The sequence below is a fragment of the Bremerella sp. P1 genome (genome assembly GCF_028748185.1).
Taxonomy (GTDB): Bacteria; Planctomycetota; Planctomycetia; order Pirellulales; family Pirellulaceae; genus Bremerella.
In genome coordinates, this window is the sequence record NZ_CP118164.1 from 703,793 (window position 1) to 721,133 (window position 17,341).

Genomic DNA, 17,341 nt, shown 5'->3' on the forward strand with positions numbered 1-17,341 from the left:
AGCCAGCCGACGGTATGCTGAAGCAATACTCCTCATCCCTTCGAGATCGCCCCCAATGATAGTCCAAGAAGAAGACACCGGATTTCATGTCTGGCGAGACCACCATCGCAACGCCCCAGGCTTGGGTGTCGCCAGCGACCGGCTCGAGGCCTGCATGACCTACTACCGCGAAGGCGGCTTCCGAGGACTGTTCGGCCACCCAGAGTTTGGCTTTCAGCAAGACAATCTCGATTTCCTGACGCTGGCGAAAGACGTTCAGTGGCTGTGGTTCTGGGATATCAACCTGAAAAACATCGACGCGTTGTACGAGCTCGACCAGATTCATTACATGGGCATCCATCCCAAGCGGCCCGGCATCGACTTCCAGCGTCTCCCTTCTCTGAAGACCGTGTTCAATCATTGGATTAAGAAGGACGTCGGAATTACCCAGTCCAAAATCACCGAGTACGACCTGTGGCACTACAAGCCGACGTCTAAGTCGTTCGAAGGTCTCGAAATCCCCAGCGGAGTGAAACGCCTGGAAATCACCTGGGCCAATCCAGCCAGCCTGGAAGGCTTGCCGGTGATGAAGAAACTGAAAGAGTTACAGCTTCATCGGTGCCGAAACCTGTCGGATCTTTCAGCACTACCGCGCATCGCTCCGAATCTTCAAAAGCTTCTGACAACGACCTCTTCCAAGATCGACAGAACGACCGGCGTTCTCGAACACCCCAAGCTGAAGATGGCCTTGTTCGATGGAGAGTTTGTCATCGGTGGCCTAGACGAGTAGCCAACGGGCCAACCGCACCACGATCTGGAACAGGAAGAGATGAATCCATCTAAGTTCAGCCGCGAGGCCTACCAGATGTTCCCAAGCCTGGACGAGAAACTAAAGAAGAACGCCGTGGTCTTCTCGCTGGAGAAGCAAAGCTGAATCGTTCTGACAGTTAACGGTTCTACGCGCTTGCGTTTCTTCTAGAGAGTCTGCCTCACTCCGAAATTCCCCATAGGAGATGCCCCTTGATTTTTTCCCAAGTACAACAACAACCGTTTTTTCTTTGGTTTCTGCAGAACAATTACAGCCTGATGCTGCTGCTAATGGCCATCTTGATTTCGCTGGTAGGGCTTTTTCTCTGCTTCATTCCCAATCGCATTGCGAGCATCATTCTGGTCTTTGTCTCGTTTCTACCAGGCGTGCTGGCTCTTGGGCTGGTCTACTGGGCGGCTGCTGAGTTCTCGGCTTTGGCAAGCTCGCAGGCAGCACCCGAGCCAACCGAATTCGCCCGAGTCATCAGCCAGGCGCTTGCCTCGGGGTTCTGTGGACTGCTGGCGACTTTGATCCCCATGCTGATTGCCATCATCGCGCTAGTGCGATCGACGAGTGAGAAACGTCCGCATGTTGAGCAGATCGACCAGCCCTAACGCGGCAAGCCGAACAAGAACCCGCCGCAATGCAACACGATTGGCGTATTGTATTGCGTGCGTCTCGGTGGTTCGATCGGGCGAATTCTCAACGTCGGCCGCTCAAGCGTTTGCTCGTTAGCGAACGCCGGGAGCACCTGGGTACCAGGGAGGCAACTCGGTCGCTTCCTCATCAAACACGTTTAGCACGTCTTGGTCGACGTGTCGCTTGTTGATGATGATCGTATAGACGTGGTGCTCGAACCAGTCGTCGTAAAGCGTCCACGTCCCCTTATCCCCCTTCTTTTCACCCCAGCTGTTTTCAACCAGCCATTTCAGTGGCTTTCCATCGCGAACGTCCACGCCCATAAGCACCATGGCGTGATTCGATCCGCCATCACGCATCTTCAAACGATCAGCCCGACTGACCTGGGTGTCGATTCCAAACAATGGGTCATAGTCGAATAAGCGGTGAGCCATGAGCCCCAGTTCGGTTGACTGATCTTTGCCAACATCTGCGGCGAACCAGACTGGTTCATTTTCAACAATCGATCGCATCGCAGCCATTTTCAGCTGGTTGATTGGCAGGTTGACGAAGTGCATGTCGGCCTGGCCATAAATGTTCTTGGCGCGCTTAAACTGAAAGTGTTTGTTGAACTCGTTAAGTGGGTCGTGATAGAGACAGACGTAATCACTTAAGGAGACACCCACGAACTTTTCGTAAAACGATTTCGGAGTATAGATCTCAAGCGACGTCAAATTATCCGCTTTCGAGTCCGCCTCTGGCACCTCGAATTCCGACTCACTCGACGTTTCTTTTTCGTCGTTCTCTTTGCCTTTGACGACGTAGCGCCATTCGAACTCGGTTGGTGGTTCGCCAAGATTGATAACCAGAAAGCGATAGACTTCGCGAAGTGCCTCCTTCTTGAACGTTCGTAACTCTTTCACGCCGGCGCCCTCGACGTGCATCTTGCGGATGGTTACCGCGTCGGCACGCAGCTTGCGATCCAGGATCGTATTCATCGCCTTCGTGTTTTCGCTGCTTTGCGTTTCCGGCATGACGTCCTTGGGGACGACGCCATACTTTTCAATCAAGTCGACGACGAAATTCCACCAACCGCCATCGCTCATGGTCCACTCGTGAACCGATTCCCACTCGCGGTCGAGGTAATCGGTATCACGCATTTCGATCATGGCTTCGAGAAAAAGATTGGACTTCTCCATCTTGTCCCAAAACTGCAGGTAGGCCGTCGAGAACTCAAAGTCAGGCAGCTGCTTTTCACGAATGACTCGCGGTCGCATGGTGTTGAGCCCTGCGAACATCCAACAGCGACCGCTCGCCTCCTGATTGGTGATCCCCTTGAAGTCGATCTTGTGGCTAAAGTGCCCGTCGGTGCCGGCAACAACACCACGATTCAGCGCAAGATCGTTGATCTTATTGTTGGTGACCGCGTTGTGACGCACGCGCGTCTGGTCATCCATCTGGAACGATTCACGAATTTCGTGAAGTAGCTCCGGCGAAAGAGCCCCTGAATCGAGAGAAACATCTTCGCTGTACGATAGGTTTGGTATGGTCATGGTGATCAGCAGCAGAGCTATCTTGAGGTGTTGGTTACGTTGCATAGAGTTGGATCCTTAACGACGATGCGAGATATCCATCGCTTGGGATGATTGAGCCAGGCAGGAAAATTCGAGGATTCGATTCCCAAAAACCAGGAAGCCACGAGCGTTGCCCGTCGGCCCCACGCGTATAAGTATACATTTATCGTACACAGTTTTCCCAGCTCATCCCATACGCAGTGGCTGCCTGTCGGTGCTCTTCGTAGAGCTGCCACGCGACGTCCGTGACGTCTGCCAGAAGCGCGGGCGCAGCCGATCGGCTTGTGCTTAAGTACGCGGCAGAGGATTTCTCGGCACAAGCTTCGGCGAACATGATGGGGCGCGTTCGTAAGAAGGGATCTCGTTTTTAAGGTTCCAGGCCAGTCCAACCGGGCTGTCAGAATCTTACGATCCGAGGTCGCAAACAACACAACGGGTTTGATTTCACGAGTCGTAAGTTAAGGTTAGCAAACTGATTGAGTCGCTTTGGCAATCAATCTTAACTTTCGGACTTCCCAAGCAAATCGCGCTTGCCATGAGCGCGCATCGATGAAAAAATAGAACTATGGCAGCAGGTCTTACCTGATATGCCATTCCCACCTTTCACCTCCCCGCCTACAACTTAACCCCTCGTTTCTCTCACTGGCCCCAAGCCGCAAAGTGAGAGCAAGCGACGAAAAGCGATCTGGACGCATGAGTTCGGCAGTGGTCTCCCAATGCGAAGCCTACTTGGTAAGTTCTTACCCTTGCGTAAAATCGCTTGTAGCCAGCACTGTTGCCAGCCTGCCCCCCTTCCCAATCATGGCAGCAAACCATCAATCAGGAAGCTTCGATGTACGTTCGCATATTACTTGGAATTTCGCTTAGTCTGACCGCCTCGAGTTTTGTCAGTGCCGAGAAGCTCGTCGACTTTCGCCGCGACGTTCAGCCGGTGCTCGAAGCACGCTGTCTGGAATGCCACGGCCCGGAAAAGGCGAAGAACGATTTCCGAGTCGACGATGAAGAGACGATGGGATACTACATCGAGCCAGGCGATCTGGAATCGAGTTCGCTGTGGAACGACTACCTGATTACCGACGATCCCGACTTGAAAATGCCTCCGGCCAATTCCACCCACCATGAAGGGATGACGGCTGCGGAGTTGGCCATCATCAAGTTGTGGATTGAAGAAGGCGCAGATTTTGATTGGTCGATTCCCACCGATGCGACCGAAACGGAAGTGGTCGTCGAAGAAGCCGCTACGCCTGTCACCGAACTGAGCACGCCCTACAAGGTTTGGCTCTTCCAGGGGCTGTTCCATCCGGCTATGACCCACCTGCCGGTCGGTCTGTTATCGATCTCGCTAGTCTTCCTGGTGCTCTCTAAATTCGCTGGCCAGTCCTTCGAGTCGGCCGCATTTCATTGCCTGTGGGTCGGAGCGTTGGGTGCCTGCGTGGCCTGCGTTTCTGGTTGGTCGTATGCCGTCCACGAAGGCTACGGCATGAGCTTTTCATTCGACAGCAATATCGATCGCCATCGCTGGCTGGGTGTCGTCCTGGCCGTTGGGGCGCTGATCCTCATTCCGGTCGCCTACAAAGCCGTGAAGGGCGAAGAAGGTAGCGGCAAGATGAAGCTGGGCTGGTTCCTGGGTTCCCTGGTGATCGCCATGGTCGTTTCGATCGTTGGCTTCCAAGGGGGTGAACTCGTCTACGGCGAAGGTCACTACGAAAAGGAATTCGACCACCTCTTCCTCACCGAGAACACGCCAGAGGAAACCGAAGCGGTCGCCGTGGAAGTCGAAGAAGAGTCCGAAACCGAGCCTTCGGAATAAAGCCGATCAGCCCTCAGTCCGGTCGATCAACTGGTTCATGACCACATCGCGCCGGACGAGCGGTTCGCACTGGCTGGCTCCCATGACCGGCAGCGCCGGATCGAGAAGCCCAAGCTGCGTCAGGACAGTCGCCTGATCCCAGTAGATATGCTCGGAGCACATCTTCGTTCCGCGGAATCCAATGATGCCGACATGCGGAATCGAAAGCTTTCGTCCGGTCGGCTCAATCCCCGGTGCGAACCAATCCATGCGGACCGTGTGCGTAAAGTGGACGATAAATTCGTCGATCACGCGATCTTGTCCAACGCTTCGCGACAGCAGTTCCAGGGTAAAGTCAGGCGGAGACTGCGGGATGAAGATGTCGCGATAGAACGCTCGCAAGGCTTCCTTGCCGAACGCCCCGGTCCCCACCGGCACATGCACCAGGCACACGTCGTCGGTCATCGTCGCCACGGCGGCACCGGCATCCTTGAGCTCGAACTCGGCGGCCGTGTGCTCTTCCCAGACATCGATTAACTGCTGTTGGGCGTCGGTGAACTGCGACATCGAATGACTCTCCTAACAGTAACGAGAAAGCTGTCGATTTTGCGGGACAGGTCTAGCCCAACACCAAGTCATTCGGGCACGTCGGTGTCGAGCCCCAACAGATGCCTCAGCGTTAGATACAACACGACTTGGAATCGCATACCGCAACTGACATCGCTTGCGTCGAGTCCCAGTTGGTCTACGATCTCGTTGTAGTCGCTGACAAACTGTTGGGTTTCCTCTTCATCCAGATTGAGAACCCGCTGGGCAAATAGTTCGACCAGGCTTTCAGTTTCGCTGGTCGATTCCGACTCGACAACTTCGACACTCTCCTCTTCGAACTGCAGGGCCGATGTTTCGGGAAGCGGGGTTTCTTCGACCGTCGTCGACGCCACACTACTGACCGTGGTACTGCTTAGCGAAGTGGTCGGCGTCACGGTCGTACCGGTTCCCGGCAAAGTAGTAGGAATCGTCGGCGTCGTACCACCGTTGCTTGGTACGGTGTCGGCCTGCGGGATATACTCCGGCGGCGTGGTCGTGTACTGTTCCGGCGTCGTCGTGTATTGCTCAGGTGTGGTTGTGTACTCTTCCGGAGTCGTCGTGTAGCGAGGATCTTGCGTTGTGAAATCCTGGGCCGACGCGGAAAGCGAAACCGACAACAGCACGAGCAGGACGAAACTGAAGACAAGGCGGTTCATCGCACGAAACTCCTCGTTGACGGGAGATACGATCAGAGCAACAAGCTTCAACATACCGGGCTTGCACGGCGTCGTCGAATCGATCTTGCCAATTGCGTGCGGGAAGTCTTCGGTTAGCTGCTCAGGTCCAGCTTCGTCAGGCCATCGATCTTAGGAGCCGGCTCGGTGCTTGGTGGTGCGTCCCGATCAATTGTTGGCCGCCCTGTGCTGGTTGCCGGAACGTAGTTGCGACCAAGCGTGCACGTATAACTAACCGGCAGGCTGGCCGTTTCCCCATCGGCAGCGATGTCGACCGTCCCTTCAAACTCGATCGACTTGACGCGTCCGGCCTTCTTATCGAACACAATCTTCGATTCGCCTTCGAGGTGATAAAACGGAGCGTGTTGACCTTCGTGCACCGTCGTCAGCTCAGACGTCTTTTTGATCTCGACCTCGTCACCGTTGCGGCCGGTAATTCGGTAGCTGGCATGTTCGATCGCCGGATGATACACGTACGAGGCAACTTCCTTCACCTTCGGCCTCAGTCCGAAACGAAAGCGATTTCCAAGATAGGGATCATTCTTCAAAAAGCTGGCGAATTCATCTTCTTCGACCACCAGCTTCGAGTCTTTCTTCTGCGGGACGATCCTCACGTCGGTAAAGTCCCATTCCTCGACGTCACTATCTGGAAGTCGCTCAAGGCCGACGGTGCTCAGCATCGCCACGAACGGCGGCACAAAGTGTTCGCCATCGTTGAACGAAACTTCGCCAAAAGGCTTGATCAGAAGGTGCCCCCTATCAACGGCGGGCTCTGCGTCGCTGATCTTAAAGATACCGCTCCAGCCTTCCCTCTTTTCAAACAATTCCAACTTGCCGTAAAAGGAAAGCAGGCCATCCCCCGCGATCCCAACGCCGTTGGCTCCCACGGTAACACTCAACAAAGCAACCGACGGTGTAACCCGCTTGGCAAGTTCAGGACCGCGCAAATACGGCTCGTTCGGATCGGCTTTCTGATAAGGAAGCTTCTGCTTGTCGAGCATGTTGGCGACACGATTGGCAGGCACCGCAAAGCCGACATTGGAAAGCCCATCGCCCGAGAGCAGCGAAGTTGCCACGCCCGCGAGATGTCCCTTCTCGGTCACCACTGGCCCGCCACTGTTGCCAGGATTGATCTGTGCATCCAATTGAAAGACGCGATCCGTTTGGTCCTTATCGATGCCGGAAACGGTCCCGCGAGAAATCTTTAAACTGTCGCCCAAAACGTCGGTCAGCGGGTAACCCACCACACGGACCTCCTCGGCCAGTTGTACTTCGTTGGAATCCATCAGCGGAATGGGAGTGAGTGGGGGCGAATCAATCCGCACGAGTGCCAGGTCGTGCTTCCGGTCGATATCGATCACCTTGGCTGCGTAGACACGGCCATCCAGCTTTGCTTCGATCTCGATCGCCCCTTCGACAACATGCGCGCACGTGACCATAAAGCCATCGGGGTGCACCGCAAAGCCAGTCCCGGTCGACTTAGACTCTTCGATGGCGCCAACATACTTCTCGATCTGCTCAGGCGTCGGCGTCAAGACATCGTAGTTGAGGAAGCCATTCATCATCTTCTCTTTGCCCGGCAGTTTGATCGATGACTCGACCCGGTACGTAAACTTGCTGCCAGGTTTCAGTTGGTACTGCAGTTGGGTCGCTCTCACCTCGTAGCTTCGTTGTTCGGCAAACGAAACCACCTTGCCGGTGCTGGTATCGACGGAAACCGGCGCATGCGGAGATTCTCCTTGCGTAGGAGGAGTCCACCTGCCCCCCTGCCCTGCTCCCGAAGCAATCGGGCTGGAAAGGTCCTCACTACAGCCAACCACAGCAAAGCACACCATGGCGAGCAGCAGCGAAATGCGACGAGGCCAAAGCAGGCAAACGTTCATGACAGGTCACTCAAAAGGCGAAGAGAAATCGAAAGAGAAAATCGCTTGGTTACTTATCGGCTAAACGAATTACGACTAGTTCTTTATAAAACCCCATTCTCGTGACCGCGATATGCCGGCCATCCGGTGAAATCGCGGATACAAGCGGTCCAGCTGGAATGGTCGGATCTATCTGCGAGATTAACTCTCCCGTCGCCACATCCCAGCGACGGATAAATTTTGATTCAAACGTAAACAACTCAGACTCATTGGGCGAAATCTTCGTATCGTACTTCGTACCGTAAATTTTGATTCGGGTTCCTTCGCCCGTCGCGATCTCTCGGATATCAATATTCGCCGTACTGTAAGTGACAAGAAGGCGACAAAGCGGAGAAAACAACACATCGGAAGACCCGAAACTGCCCAGTTTGATCGATTCAATTTCAGTTGAGGATGGTAAATCAAATAACTTCACCTCCCTGCCATCGGTTGCCACCGCCTGTTGTCCATTGGGCGTGATGCAGCAGGCCAGCACCTTTGTAGTAAACTTGGTCAGGTCAGATAACTTCCGTCCGGAGTCGAGCTCCCAGTAAATGAGTCTGCCGTAATGGTCGCCAGAAACCGCTCGGACCGAGTTGGACGAAATCGCCAAGCAACTCACCTCACGTCCGTGCCCTACCAGCCGCTGCTTAGGCTTGAGTTCGCCGCCAGGAGATACGTCCCAAACATGGATGACCCCGTCATAGCCGCCTGTGGCAACGAGCCTTTTCCCATTCGGCGTAAACTGACAAATATCGACATGGCTGAGGTCCGAGACATCGTTCGCTTGGCTGACCCGGTTACCGACGGTCAGATCGAACATGTCGATGCCATTGTTTCCACGACCGGCCGCCAGAAAACGTCCATTGGGTGAGAAGGCCAAGGAATTCGCCCCATGATCGATCCGTTTGAATCGACACACGACCCCGCTCTCCAATCCGGCTGGCGCCGGGATATGGACAAAGTCCGAGGCCCGCTTTTTGAGCTCTGGGTGATCTTCCAAAAACGCAGCGATCTCAGGTCGGTCGCGTAGTATCTTCAGGTCGTCGTCGGACAGCTTTTCCAGGGGAACCTTGATGGGGTTTCCGTCCGGTTTACGAAGCTCGACCGTTCCATCCTGGAACGATACGTACTCGGCTTCCGTTCTGAATTTGCCGGTGATATCGGTCCATTCCCGGGCAACGACAACACTCGCCATCAGACAAGCGCAGACGGCAATGGCAGAAGTAATGGGATGCTTCATCGAGCCTAACCCTCGAGTCTTTCAAGATAAGTAACGATGAGATCGTACTTGCCTACGATAGCACGATCAATCCGGAGTCCACGTTTCACGACAAACGTCATAACGGTTGCCTACCAATCGGCGACTGCTCGTTTCACGCAAGCACGCTGCGTAGCGTCTTCATCGTGGCCAATTGTCGCTTCTCGACAAACGCTTTTGCCTGGGCGGCCTTGGCCTTGGCCGCCTCGGGATTCTGAGCGATATCCAGCACAGTCGAAGCGATCCGCTGTTGCTCATCGGCCGAGTCATGATCGAACAGCCACTCGCCCAGGCCGATGTCTTCCCACATGAAGCCTTTGGTCGTCTGCTCGTCAAAACGACACACGACCGCCGGCACGCCGTGGCCGATGCACATGATGGGCGAATGCATCTCGTTCCCGAAGAGGCCGGCGCTGCGAACGTAAACGCTGACCGCTTCGCCGGTGAGCCAATAGTCGGGCCGCCATACCACACGCTTGAGCACGTCGGCCGGCAGTTTGTCGACAATCATTTCCTTGCCGACCTTCATCTGCGTGCGATCTTCGGGGCAGACCAGCACTTTAAGATCGGTGTTCTTCACGACCTCGATAATCGCCTCGCGCAGCGGAGCATGATCGTGTTCTTTCATCTCTTCGTTACGAGCATGTTTCTTGGCGTCGAATGCCCTGCCCTCTTTGATCGTCCAGTAGGGCGTGTAACGCAGCCGCGGGATGCAGCACAGGAACTTGCCTTCCTCAAGGTCATGCTGGGCGAGAAAGGCCTTGGCGAGATCAGGGTCACGCAGGTCGCAGGCAAACGCACCATCGGGACCGAACTCCATGACCGGCGACTTGGCCCCCAGGCTCTTGGCCAGTTCCAACGACTTGCTATCGCGAAAGTAAACGAAGCTCGCCTTGTTGAGCACTTCAACCGACTTCCGCATTGCCTCTTCGCTTTGCGCCGAAGTCGAGGAAGACTTCTTTCGTGGGAACGTGATCCCATAGATGCCGTAGGGCTTGCCGGTCTTCTCGTGCCAGTGAATCAAATCGTTCTGCGCGACAATCGATGCCCCTGATCCGTGGAGCAAGAAGTCACACTCCTGGAAAGCCTGGTCGAGTTCCTTGCTCCCCTTCTTGGCAATCTTCAGTCCGGGGAACTCACGCACGAGCAGCTCGTCGACACCATTATCAACACTCGACGGCCACAACGTGACTTCCGCTTCCGGCAGATGTTGCTTCAAGATCCGCAGGACACCAGGCGTATGGGCGATGTCCCCGATGTTCACCGTCTGCCACGAAGATCGGAGCAGGATCCGCGGCGGGCGATTGGGTTCGGCCCCCAAACTCGAGCGAAGCGCAAGACCGAGAGCCGATAAACTAGAAGCGTGCAAAAAGGTGCGTCGGTGCATGAAGGAAGATACCTAAAGGTGGGGCTCGAACAACAAGAAATGAGGGGCAAAGAACAGAAGTGCGATTATAGCTACTGTGACGAGTCGCTGCACACTTACACATATGCGCAGCCGAAAGCACCGACGGCATGAATCCACGCCGCGTTTCAGTCCCCTCGCCCCTATGGGGAGAACGGACAAGATTTTAGGGAGGGCCGCGTCTTGAGGGCGGTCCGCGTTGGGTCTGATCCTCCAGGTCAGGTGCCACGGCCAAATCTGCTTGCGGGTGTTCTCGCTCCGCGTAGGCAAGTGGCTCGGCTCGATGTTCCACCGGTGCCATCTTCGCGTCTGCGTGAGATCGCTGTGGGGACACAACGTGGGTCGAGCGTGCTTTGAGCAGCTTCTGTAGCCGCTTCACTTCACTGCCTTGCCGGTCGAGTACCTTCAAGTGAAATGAGACCCACGCCAGCGCACGATCCAGTTCGTGCGCGGACGGCACGCGGAGCCCATCGATAAGCTGGCCGGTGAAACGCTCTGGCCGAGCATGTATCGGGCGTCGTGGCCTCGGTGGTCGATGCTTCTGCGGCGTACGCGCTGGTGGCGAATCTGGGACCGCCACCACTGTGGTCGGCTCACGATTCGCAGCAGGCTCCTTCGGACCGGACTCTGCCTGGGTAGATGTCTCCTGAGCAGGTGATTCTCTCTCAGGCTGATCTTGGACGGAATGATCGACCGCGATGCCCAACTGGCTGACGACATCGTCCGGTATCTGCACCAGCGTGCCGCAGGCCGAGCAAAGAAAGGTCTTCCCAGCGCGCACGACCACCTGCGGCGCGTTGGCTGCGGTCTGCTGTGTTGCTGGGTTCATGACAATTCTCACGACGGTTGGGTGACATTGGCCTGGGACATACAGAGGAAAACGATTGGTTTGGGGAAAGAGTCCCCGTGCGAGTCTTAGGTATACCAGCCTGAGGGTGCCGGAAGATAGTGCGCGCGGAAAGAAGAGACTTCGTGCGGAAGTCGACTTCAGTTGCAAGCTGAGCAGGCCAAAGCAATAAAAAAAAACGCGGCGTCTTGCAGCGCCGCGTTTCGTGATCATTCATTTTGTTGCGTTGAGTAATTACTCAGGCAATTCAATATCAAAGGTTTGCTCCGCCTCTTGGATATCGACGGTCAATCCAGACGAATCCACACTGGCGTATTTCTGCGGAATCATGACCGGATTGGGTTCGTAGGTACCTGGTTCACTGGTGATCACACCGTCGGGGCCAGGTTGAGGTGGCGCGGAGACTTGAACCGAGACCTTTGCCTTACCCTTGGGCAAACCGGAAATCATATAGGTTCCGTCTCCCTGGATCTCGGCATTCTCGACAGGCCCCGCTTCGCATTGGAACAGGATGGAACCCGAATTCAACGGCGTGCCTTTGTAGGTCACCTTCCCTTTTAATTCGGACTTGGACTCGGCACATCCAATCAAAAGTGGGAGTAAGCAGCAGCAAGCGACAACGATACGATAGGAGATCATCTGACTAGATTCCTCGAGGTAAAGAAGCTTGAAAGCAAAGAGACCCTCAGAGCTGTTTCTAAGGGTCTCGGGAATGCAAATCTTATAGGCAAGCGTTTCCGCAAATCTGGGTTAGTAGTCACCAACGACGTTGCCATCGTTGTGCAGGGTCAGATTCCACCAAACGGTGCCGTCGATCGTGTTAGGAATGAAGTGGCAACTTGCATCGACCAGGGCCACGTTGACACCACCAGGGTGACCCGAGGCTGTGGTTCGCAGAGAGTTGCAGCTTGCTTGATTCTTACCGGTCTGAGGAACCGACGTGATGCCGTATTCCAACTGGCCGGTACCGCTTGGTCGATCCTTACCACCACCGAACATCGGCATCCACTTCACGTTCCACACGCCGTGCGACCAGATGGTGCCTTCGCCACCGCAACGCTGCAGCGATTCAGCAAACATCAACGTGTTGGAGGTACCGTCGGTAACATTGGCCATGTTCTGCTGAGTGGCGTTCTGGGTCGCATCCGAGGTCGAAGCCTTGCCTACGAAAACGTTGTAGTTGAATTCGTACGATGCGTACGTCCAGTCATTGTTATGCGTATGGCTGCTGCTGGTTGCGTCCGAAGGACAGATGTAGGCTTCCACAATTTGACCACGAGCGGCTCGGTTGCCTCGGCCGTTGGTAATGCGATTGTTGGCGTAACTGTCGAGGTCAGACTGATCGTAGAGTGCTGCCTGTTCCATGTAAGGAAGGATGTAGTAGAAGAGCGTGCCACGATTCATTTTGCCGCCCAAGGTCTGTTCCTGGTAGGCAAATGGAAACTTGCGGTAAGTGTCGTGGAAGTTGTGCGTGGCGAGACCCAGTTGTTTCATCTGGTTGGTGCACTGCATACGACGAGCTGCTTCGCGGGCTTGTTGTACGGCGGGCAAAAGGAGAGCAATCAGAACACCGATGATCGCAATCACGACCAGGAGTTCAACGAGCGTGAAGCCGCGAGCGCGGAACGATGCTTTCATACGAAAATACCGCTTTCGTAAAAATGAGATGGGGAATAGGTAACAAACGAGTTTCAGGTGTCAAAAAGACAGACCAATGGCGTCAATCAATGTCGTTACCGACAAAAATGGACTGTCATTGGAAGTGAAAAGGGAAGGAATTTATGAGGTGAGGAAGGTTGCCTAGAAACAAGTCAAAGACAGGCAGAAATGTCTTTGGAGCCTGTTTACGCAGGAAAAATGCTCACTTTCAAATCCTTGGTGCTGCTTTCAATGTAGGTGCGTGAGCACGAAATCTCGGCTTCTCGCCAGATTACACTGTCATAGTATTTTCGTCAATTAATTAATGACAAAATGTTACACTCCCGTGACAACATTTCTTACGCAAATATCTCGACAGATTGAAACAATGAATCCTTCTACTCTTGCCACACCTTTAGGGGGCATACTCTGAATCTCGTGCGAACCAATTACCCGTATTTCAGCGTCGGGTTACCTATTGCTTTTCAGAATCATGCGCGAGGCGAACGAAGAAAGCTTTGCCTCGCGCTTGTGCTATTTAAAGAACCGTGAACGACCGGGTGGCACGACCGATCAACGTGTGTGCCACCCCAGCCGAACCTGGATTAGTATTCCCCAACGACGTTGCCATCGTTGTGTCGAACCAGGTTCCACCAGACGGTGCCGTCGATGGTGGTCGGGATAAAGTGGCAACTGGCATCGGCCAAGGTGACGTTAACACCACCAGGATGCCCCGAGGCCGTGGTTCGCAGCGAGTTACAGCCCGATTGCTTTCTCACGCTCTGCGGTACTGACGTGGTACCGTAAGCCAACTGATCGCTACCACTCTTGCCACCACCGAACATCGGCATCCATCGCACGTTCCAGTTTCCATGCGACCAGATGGTGCCCTGGCTACCACATCGCTGCAGCGATTCAGCAAACATCAACGTGTTGGAGGTACCGTCGGTGACGTCTGCCAGATTCTTTTGAGCGACATTTCCGGTCGACGTCGAAGTGGAGCTATTGCCAACGAAAACGTGGTAATTGAATTCATAGGAACCGAACGTCCAGTCGTTGCTGTGAATGTGATCGGGATCTGTCGCATCGGAAGGACAGACGTAGGCTTCCACGACTTGACCACGGGCGGCTTTATTACCGCGGCCGCTGGTAATTCGATTGTTGGCGTAACTGTCGAGGTCGGCCTGATCGTAGAGCGAGGTTTGTTCCATGTAAGGGAGAATCCAGAAGAACAACGTGCCACGAGTCTTCTTACCGTTCAAAGTCTGGTCTTGGTAAGCGAAAGGAAACTTCCGGTAGGTATCGTGGAAGTTGTGCGTGGCGATACCCATCTGTTTCATACCGTTGGTGCACTGCATACGACGAGCCGCTTCGCGGGCTTGTTGTACGGCGGGCAATAGCAGGGCAATCAGAACACCGATGATCGCAATCACGACCAGAAGTTCAACAAGGGTGAAGCCGCGAGCGCGGGGCGAGACTTTCATACGAAGTTACCGCTTTCGTAAAGAGTGACAGGAGATTGAGAGCCAATGAGCTCTAGATGTGAAAAGGAAAGTGAAATGGAGTCCCTCTCGGTCGTTGCCGACAGAAAGGACTTCATTGAGGAGATAAGGAGTGGAATTTCTGAGCGATGAGGAAAATTGCCTACCCAACAAACCGGCGATGGACGAATTGCCCGATGAGACCTGTTTAGGTAAGGGATATGCTCACGTTCATGTCGCCTTGTGCTGCTGCTTTCAAGACAAATGCGTGAGCCATCACGCATGGGATACCACCAGAATACAGTGCAATGCTATTTTTGTCAATTTTTCGTGATAAAACGCTATGCATCCCTGAAACAGGGCTAAACAGGTATTTCACCGGCCCGCTTGGTTTCATCGCTGGGATACTCAAAGAGAAAAGCGGTTCCAATAAAGGACAGATTGATCGGGCATAAAAAAAGCCTCAAGCGTAAGCACGCCCGAGGCTTTTGATGATTTCTTAAATTGTTCCGTCAGCAAGACTTACTGAGGTAAACGGCCCGGTTCGATCTTGGGGAACTCGCCGGTGCAAGCCTTCATGAAGTTGACCAGGTCTTCCTTGTCCTGTTGGGTCAGGTTCAGCTTCTTCATCTTGTCGGAAAGGTGCGGGTTGGGATGACCGCCTTTGGTGTACCACTCGACAACTTCTTCCAGGGTCTTCTGGCTGCCGTCGTGCATGTACGGGGCCGTTTGGACAATGTTGCGGATGGTAGGCGTTTTGAAGGCACCCTTGTCCTTTTCCTGCTTGGTCACTTCGTAGCGACCCAGGTCTGGCGTTTCCGCGTCCATACCGACGCCCAGGTTGTGGTACAGCTCGTCGGTGAAGTTAGCACCGGCGTGACAGGCGGTGCAGTTCCCCTTCTCGCTGAAGAAGATTTCGCGGCCGCGACGGGCACTTTCCGACATGCTGGCAGCGTTCTTCTTCGCTTCGGCATACTTGGCGTACAGTTCGGGATCATCTTCTTCGAGGAACTCAAGTTCATCGGCGGGGAACTGCTTCTCGAAGCTGCGGACCACTTCGTAGTAGTCGTACGGAGCCGGACCGGTAACGATCGTTCGCTCGAAGGTGGCGATCGCCTTGCCGACGTTGTCGATGTTCACACCGTCGTCGAAGATCTTCTCGAACTGAGCTTTGTAGCCTGGGATCTCGCTTAAGGTCTTCACGCACACTTCGTGAGTGTTCGCCATTTCGATTGGGTTGGCGATCGGACCGACGGCCTGGTCTTCCAAGGTGGCCGCACGGCCATCCCAGAACTGCGGACCGCTGAGAATACGATTGAAAGAAACAGGTGAGTTACGGCCACCTTCCTGACCGTCGACACCAATTCCGAACTGCGACTCGAACGCCCAACCGTAATCAGGATGGTGACAGCTTGCGCAGCTGATGGTGCTGTCGGAAGAAAGACGTGGGTCGAAGTAGAGCTGACGACCGAGTTCAATCTTGGCTCGGGTCATTGGGTTTTCGTCGAGGCCGGTAACCTGGCCGGCAGCGGCGTTCAGGCCGTAAGGCAGTTCGACCTTCAATTCTTCATGATTCTTGGGATCGGCCAGCCACTGGTTGATCTCTTCCAGCTTGAGCGGGCCCTCGCCGGGGATGCCGGCGGTCAGGGCCGGATCGCCCAGGGTGACCGTGTCTGACTTTTCAGCGGCCAGCAAACTACCGGCCAGGGCAAACGAAGCGGCGGCGATCGCCACGACAAGGCGTGTCGACTTCATGGTGTTGTCTCTCCAATGGTGTTTAGGCCGTCGCCCAGGGGCAAGGTGACTTTGCTCGGGTGGTTTCCTGGCGAGAGCGGCACGCCCCGCTGAGATGGTTGGCGGGGGTTTAGGGGTAGGTAGGTTGTTGTTGGCGGCGATTGCCAGTTTGTGGGAGGCTGACAATGCCTACATCTATTATGGCAGACCAAGCCGCGTGGGTGAAATCGGTTCTGGGAATTCCGGGGAATTAGGTGCGGGCAGCCACAAAAAACTTCCCCCTTTCCCCCGAAGACGGTGGAGAGGGGACAAGATATGGCCTGCGTGTTGGCTGAAAGTAAGAGCGCACAAAAAAGGCCCCAAACATTTGCTTGGGGCCTTCTGGTGAGTGAATCGCGACGAAGCGTCTTAGCTGGAGTATTCTGCTTCGAAGAATTCCTTGGAAGCATCGGGCGAGGCCTTGATGCTGCGGGAACCCTCTTTCCAGTTAGCTGGGCAAACTTCGCCATTGGCTTCAAAGAACTGCAGAGCCTGAACCATGCGGAGGGCTTCCTCAACGCTACGGCCCAGCGGCAGATCGTTGACGACCTGGTGACGGACGGTGCCTTCTTTGTCGATCAGGAACAAGCCACGCAGAGCGATCCCGCCTGGAAGCAAGACGTCATAGTTCTGAGCGATGGACTTGTCGAGGTCGGCGACCAGCGGGTACTTGATTTCGCCGATACCGCCTTGGCTACGTGGCGTGTTACGCCATGCCAGGTGCGAGAAATGGCTGTCGATCGAGCAGCCCAGAACCTGTACGTTCAGCTGCTTGAAGCTTTCGATTGCTTCCGAGAACGCGATGATTTCGGTTGGGCAAACGAAGGTGAAGTCTAGCGGGTAGAAGAACAGCAGGACGTACTGGCCGCGGTAGTCCGACAGATTGATCTTCTTGAACGAGCCATCTTCCATCACTGCTTCGGCGGAAAAATCCGGAGCTGGCTGTTGAACTAAAACACTCATCAAACTCTCCCTGGTGTTGGGGTACTGCAGAAATTATGGTAG

The 17,341-nt window shown here is 54.7% G+C and carries 15 protein-coding genes; 3 read left to right on the forward strand and 12 right to left on the reverse strand.

What is annotated here, in order from left to right; genetic code table 11:
* Window positions 1-55: 55 nt before the first annotated feature.
* Both PSR63_RS02925 and PSR63_RS02930 read left to right on the forward strand, forming a co-directional pair.
* Window positions 56-769, forward strand: a complete 714-nt coding sequence (locus tag PSR63_RS02925; protein WP_274330592.1) for a hypothetical protein — start codon at window positions 56-58, stop codon at window positions 767-769.
* Between the two features lie 230 nt (window positions 770-999).
* Window positions 1,000-1,401 (forward strand): hypothetical protein, encoded by a 402-nt coding sequence (locus tag PSR63_RS02930; RefSeq protein ID WP_274330593.1) that lies wholly within the window; start codon window positions 1,000-1,002, stop codon window positions 1,399-1,401.
* A 117-nt stretch (window positions 1,402-1,518) separates the two neighbouring features.
* Here the strand turns inward: PSR63_RS02930 and PSR63_RS02935 are convergent, their stop codons facing one another.
* Entirely contained in the window at window positions 1,519-3,003 is a 1,485-nt protein-coding gene (locus PSR63_RS02935) for an aminopeptidase C (RefSeq protein ID WP_274330595.1), read from the reverse strand.
* A gap of 808 nt (window positions 3,004-3,811) precedes the next feature.
* Here PSR63_RS02935 and PSR63_RS02940 point away from each other — a divergent pair.
* Window positions 3,812-4,789, forward strand: a complete 978-nt coding sequence (locus tag PSR63_RS02940) for a c-type cytochrome domain-containing protein (protein WP_274330597.1) — start codon at window positions 3,812-3,814, stop codon at window positions 4,787-4,789.
* Window positions 4,790-4,795: 6 nt separating this feature from the next.
* Here the strand turns inward: PSR63_RS02940 and PSR63_RS02945 are convergent, their stop codons facing one another.
* The 11 genes from PSR63_RS02945 to PSR63_RS02995 all read right to left on the reverse strand — a co-directional run bounded on the left by PSR63_RS02945 (window position 4,796) and on the right by PSR63_RS02995 (window position 17,299).
* Window positions 4,796-5,335 (reverse strand): nuclear transport factor 2 family protein, encoded by a 540-nt coding sequence (locus PSR63_RS02945; protein ID WP_274330599.1) that lies wholly within the window; start codon window positions 5,333-5,335, stop codon window positions 4,796-4,798.
* A gap of 68 nt (window positions 5,336-5,403) precedes the next feature.
* Window positions 5,404-6,012, reverse strand: coding sequence for a hypothetical protein (locus tag PSR63_RS02950; protein ID WP_274330601.1), 609 nt, complete (start codon window positions 6,010-6,012; stop codon window positions 5,404-5,406).
* A 113-nt stretch (window positions 6,013-6,125) separates the two neighbouring features.
* Window positions 6,126-7,913, reverse strand: a complete 1,788-nt coding sequence (locus PSR63_RS02955; RefSeq protein WP_274330602.1) for a S1C family serine protease — start codon at window positions 7,911-7,913, stop codon at window positions 6,126-6,128.
* Between the two features lie 49 nt (window positions 7,914-7,962).
* Complete coding sequence (locus PSR63_RS02960; protein WP_274330604.1) at window positions 7,963-9,174, reverse strand: SHD1 domain-containing protein; 1,212 nt, start codon at window positions 9,172-9,174, stop codon at window positions 7,963-7,965.
* Window positions 9,175-9,307: 133 nt separating this feature from the next.
* Window positions 9,308-10,579 (reverse strand): polysaccharide pyruvyl transferase family protein, encoded by a 1,272-nt coding sequence (locus PSR63_RS02965; RefSeq protein ID WP_274330606.1) that lies wholly within the window; start codon window positions 10,577-10,579, stop codon window positions 9,308-9,310.
* Window positions 10,580-10,763: 184 nt separating this feature from the next.
* Window positions 10,764-11,426 (reverse strand): hypothetical protein, encoded by a 663-nt coding sequence (locus PSR63_RS02970; RefSeq protein WP_274330608.1) that lies wholly within the window; start codon window positions 11,424-11,426, stop codon window positions 10,764-10,766.
* 252 nt (window positions 11,427-11,678) lie between these two features.
* The gene (locus tag PSR63_RS02975) at window positions 11,679-12,083 is read right to left on the reverse strand and encodes a hypothetical protein (protein WP_274330610.1); all 405 of its coding nucleotides are present in this window, start codon (window positions 12,081-12,083) and stop codon (window positions 11,679-11,681) included.
* 111 nt (window positions 12,084-12,194) lie between these two features.
* On the reverse strand, window positions 12,195-13,082 hold the full coding sequence (locus PSR63_RS02980) for a DUF1559 domain-containing protein (protein WP_274330612.1): 888 nt from the start codon (window positions 13,080-13,082) through the stop codon (window positions 12,195-12,197).
* Between the two features lie 605 nt (window positions 13,083-13,687).
* Entirely contained in the window at window positions 13,688-14,566 is an 879-nt protein-coding gene (locus PSR63_RS02985) for a DUF1559 domain-containing protein (protein ID WP_274330613.1), read from the reverse strand.
* A gap of 519 nt (window positions 14,567-15,085) precedes the next feature.
* Window positions 15,086-16,318: a cytochrome-c peroxidase gene (locus tag PSR63_RS02990; RefSeq protein ID WP_274330614.1), complete on the reverse strand. Its 1,233-nt coding sequence runs from the start codon at window positions 16,316-16,318 to the stop codon at window positions 15,086-15,088.
* A gap of 387 nt (window positions 16,319-16,705) precedes the next feature.
* On the reverse strand, window positions 16,706-17,299 hold the full coding sequence (locus PSR63_RS02995; protein ID WP_274330615.1) for a peroxiredoxin: 594 nt from the start codon (window positions 17,297-17,299) through the stop codon (window positions 16,706-16,708).
* Between the last annotated feature and the right edge of the window lie 42 nt (window positions 17,300-17,341).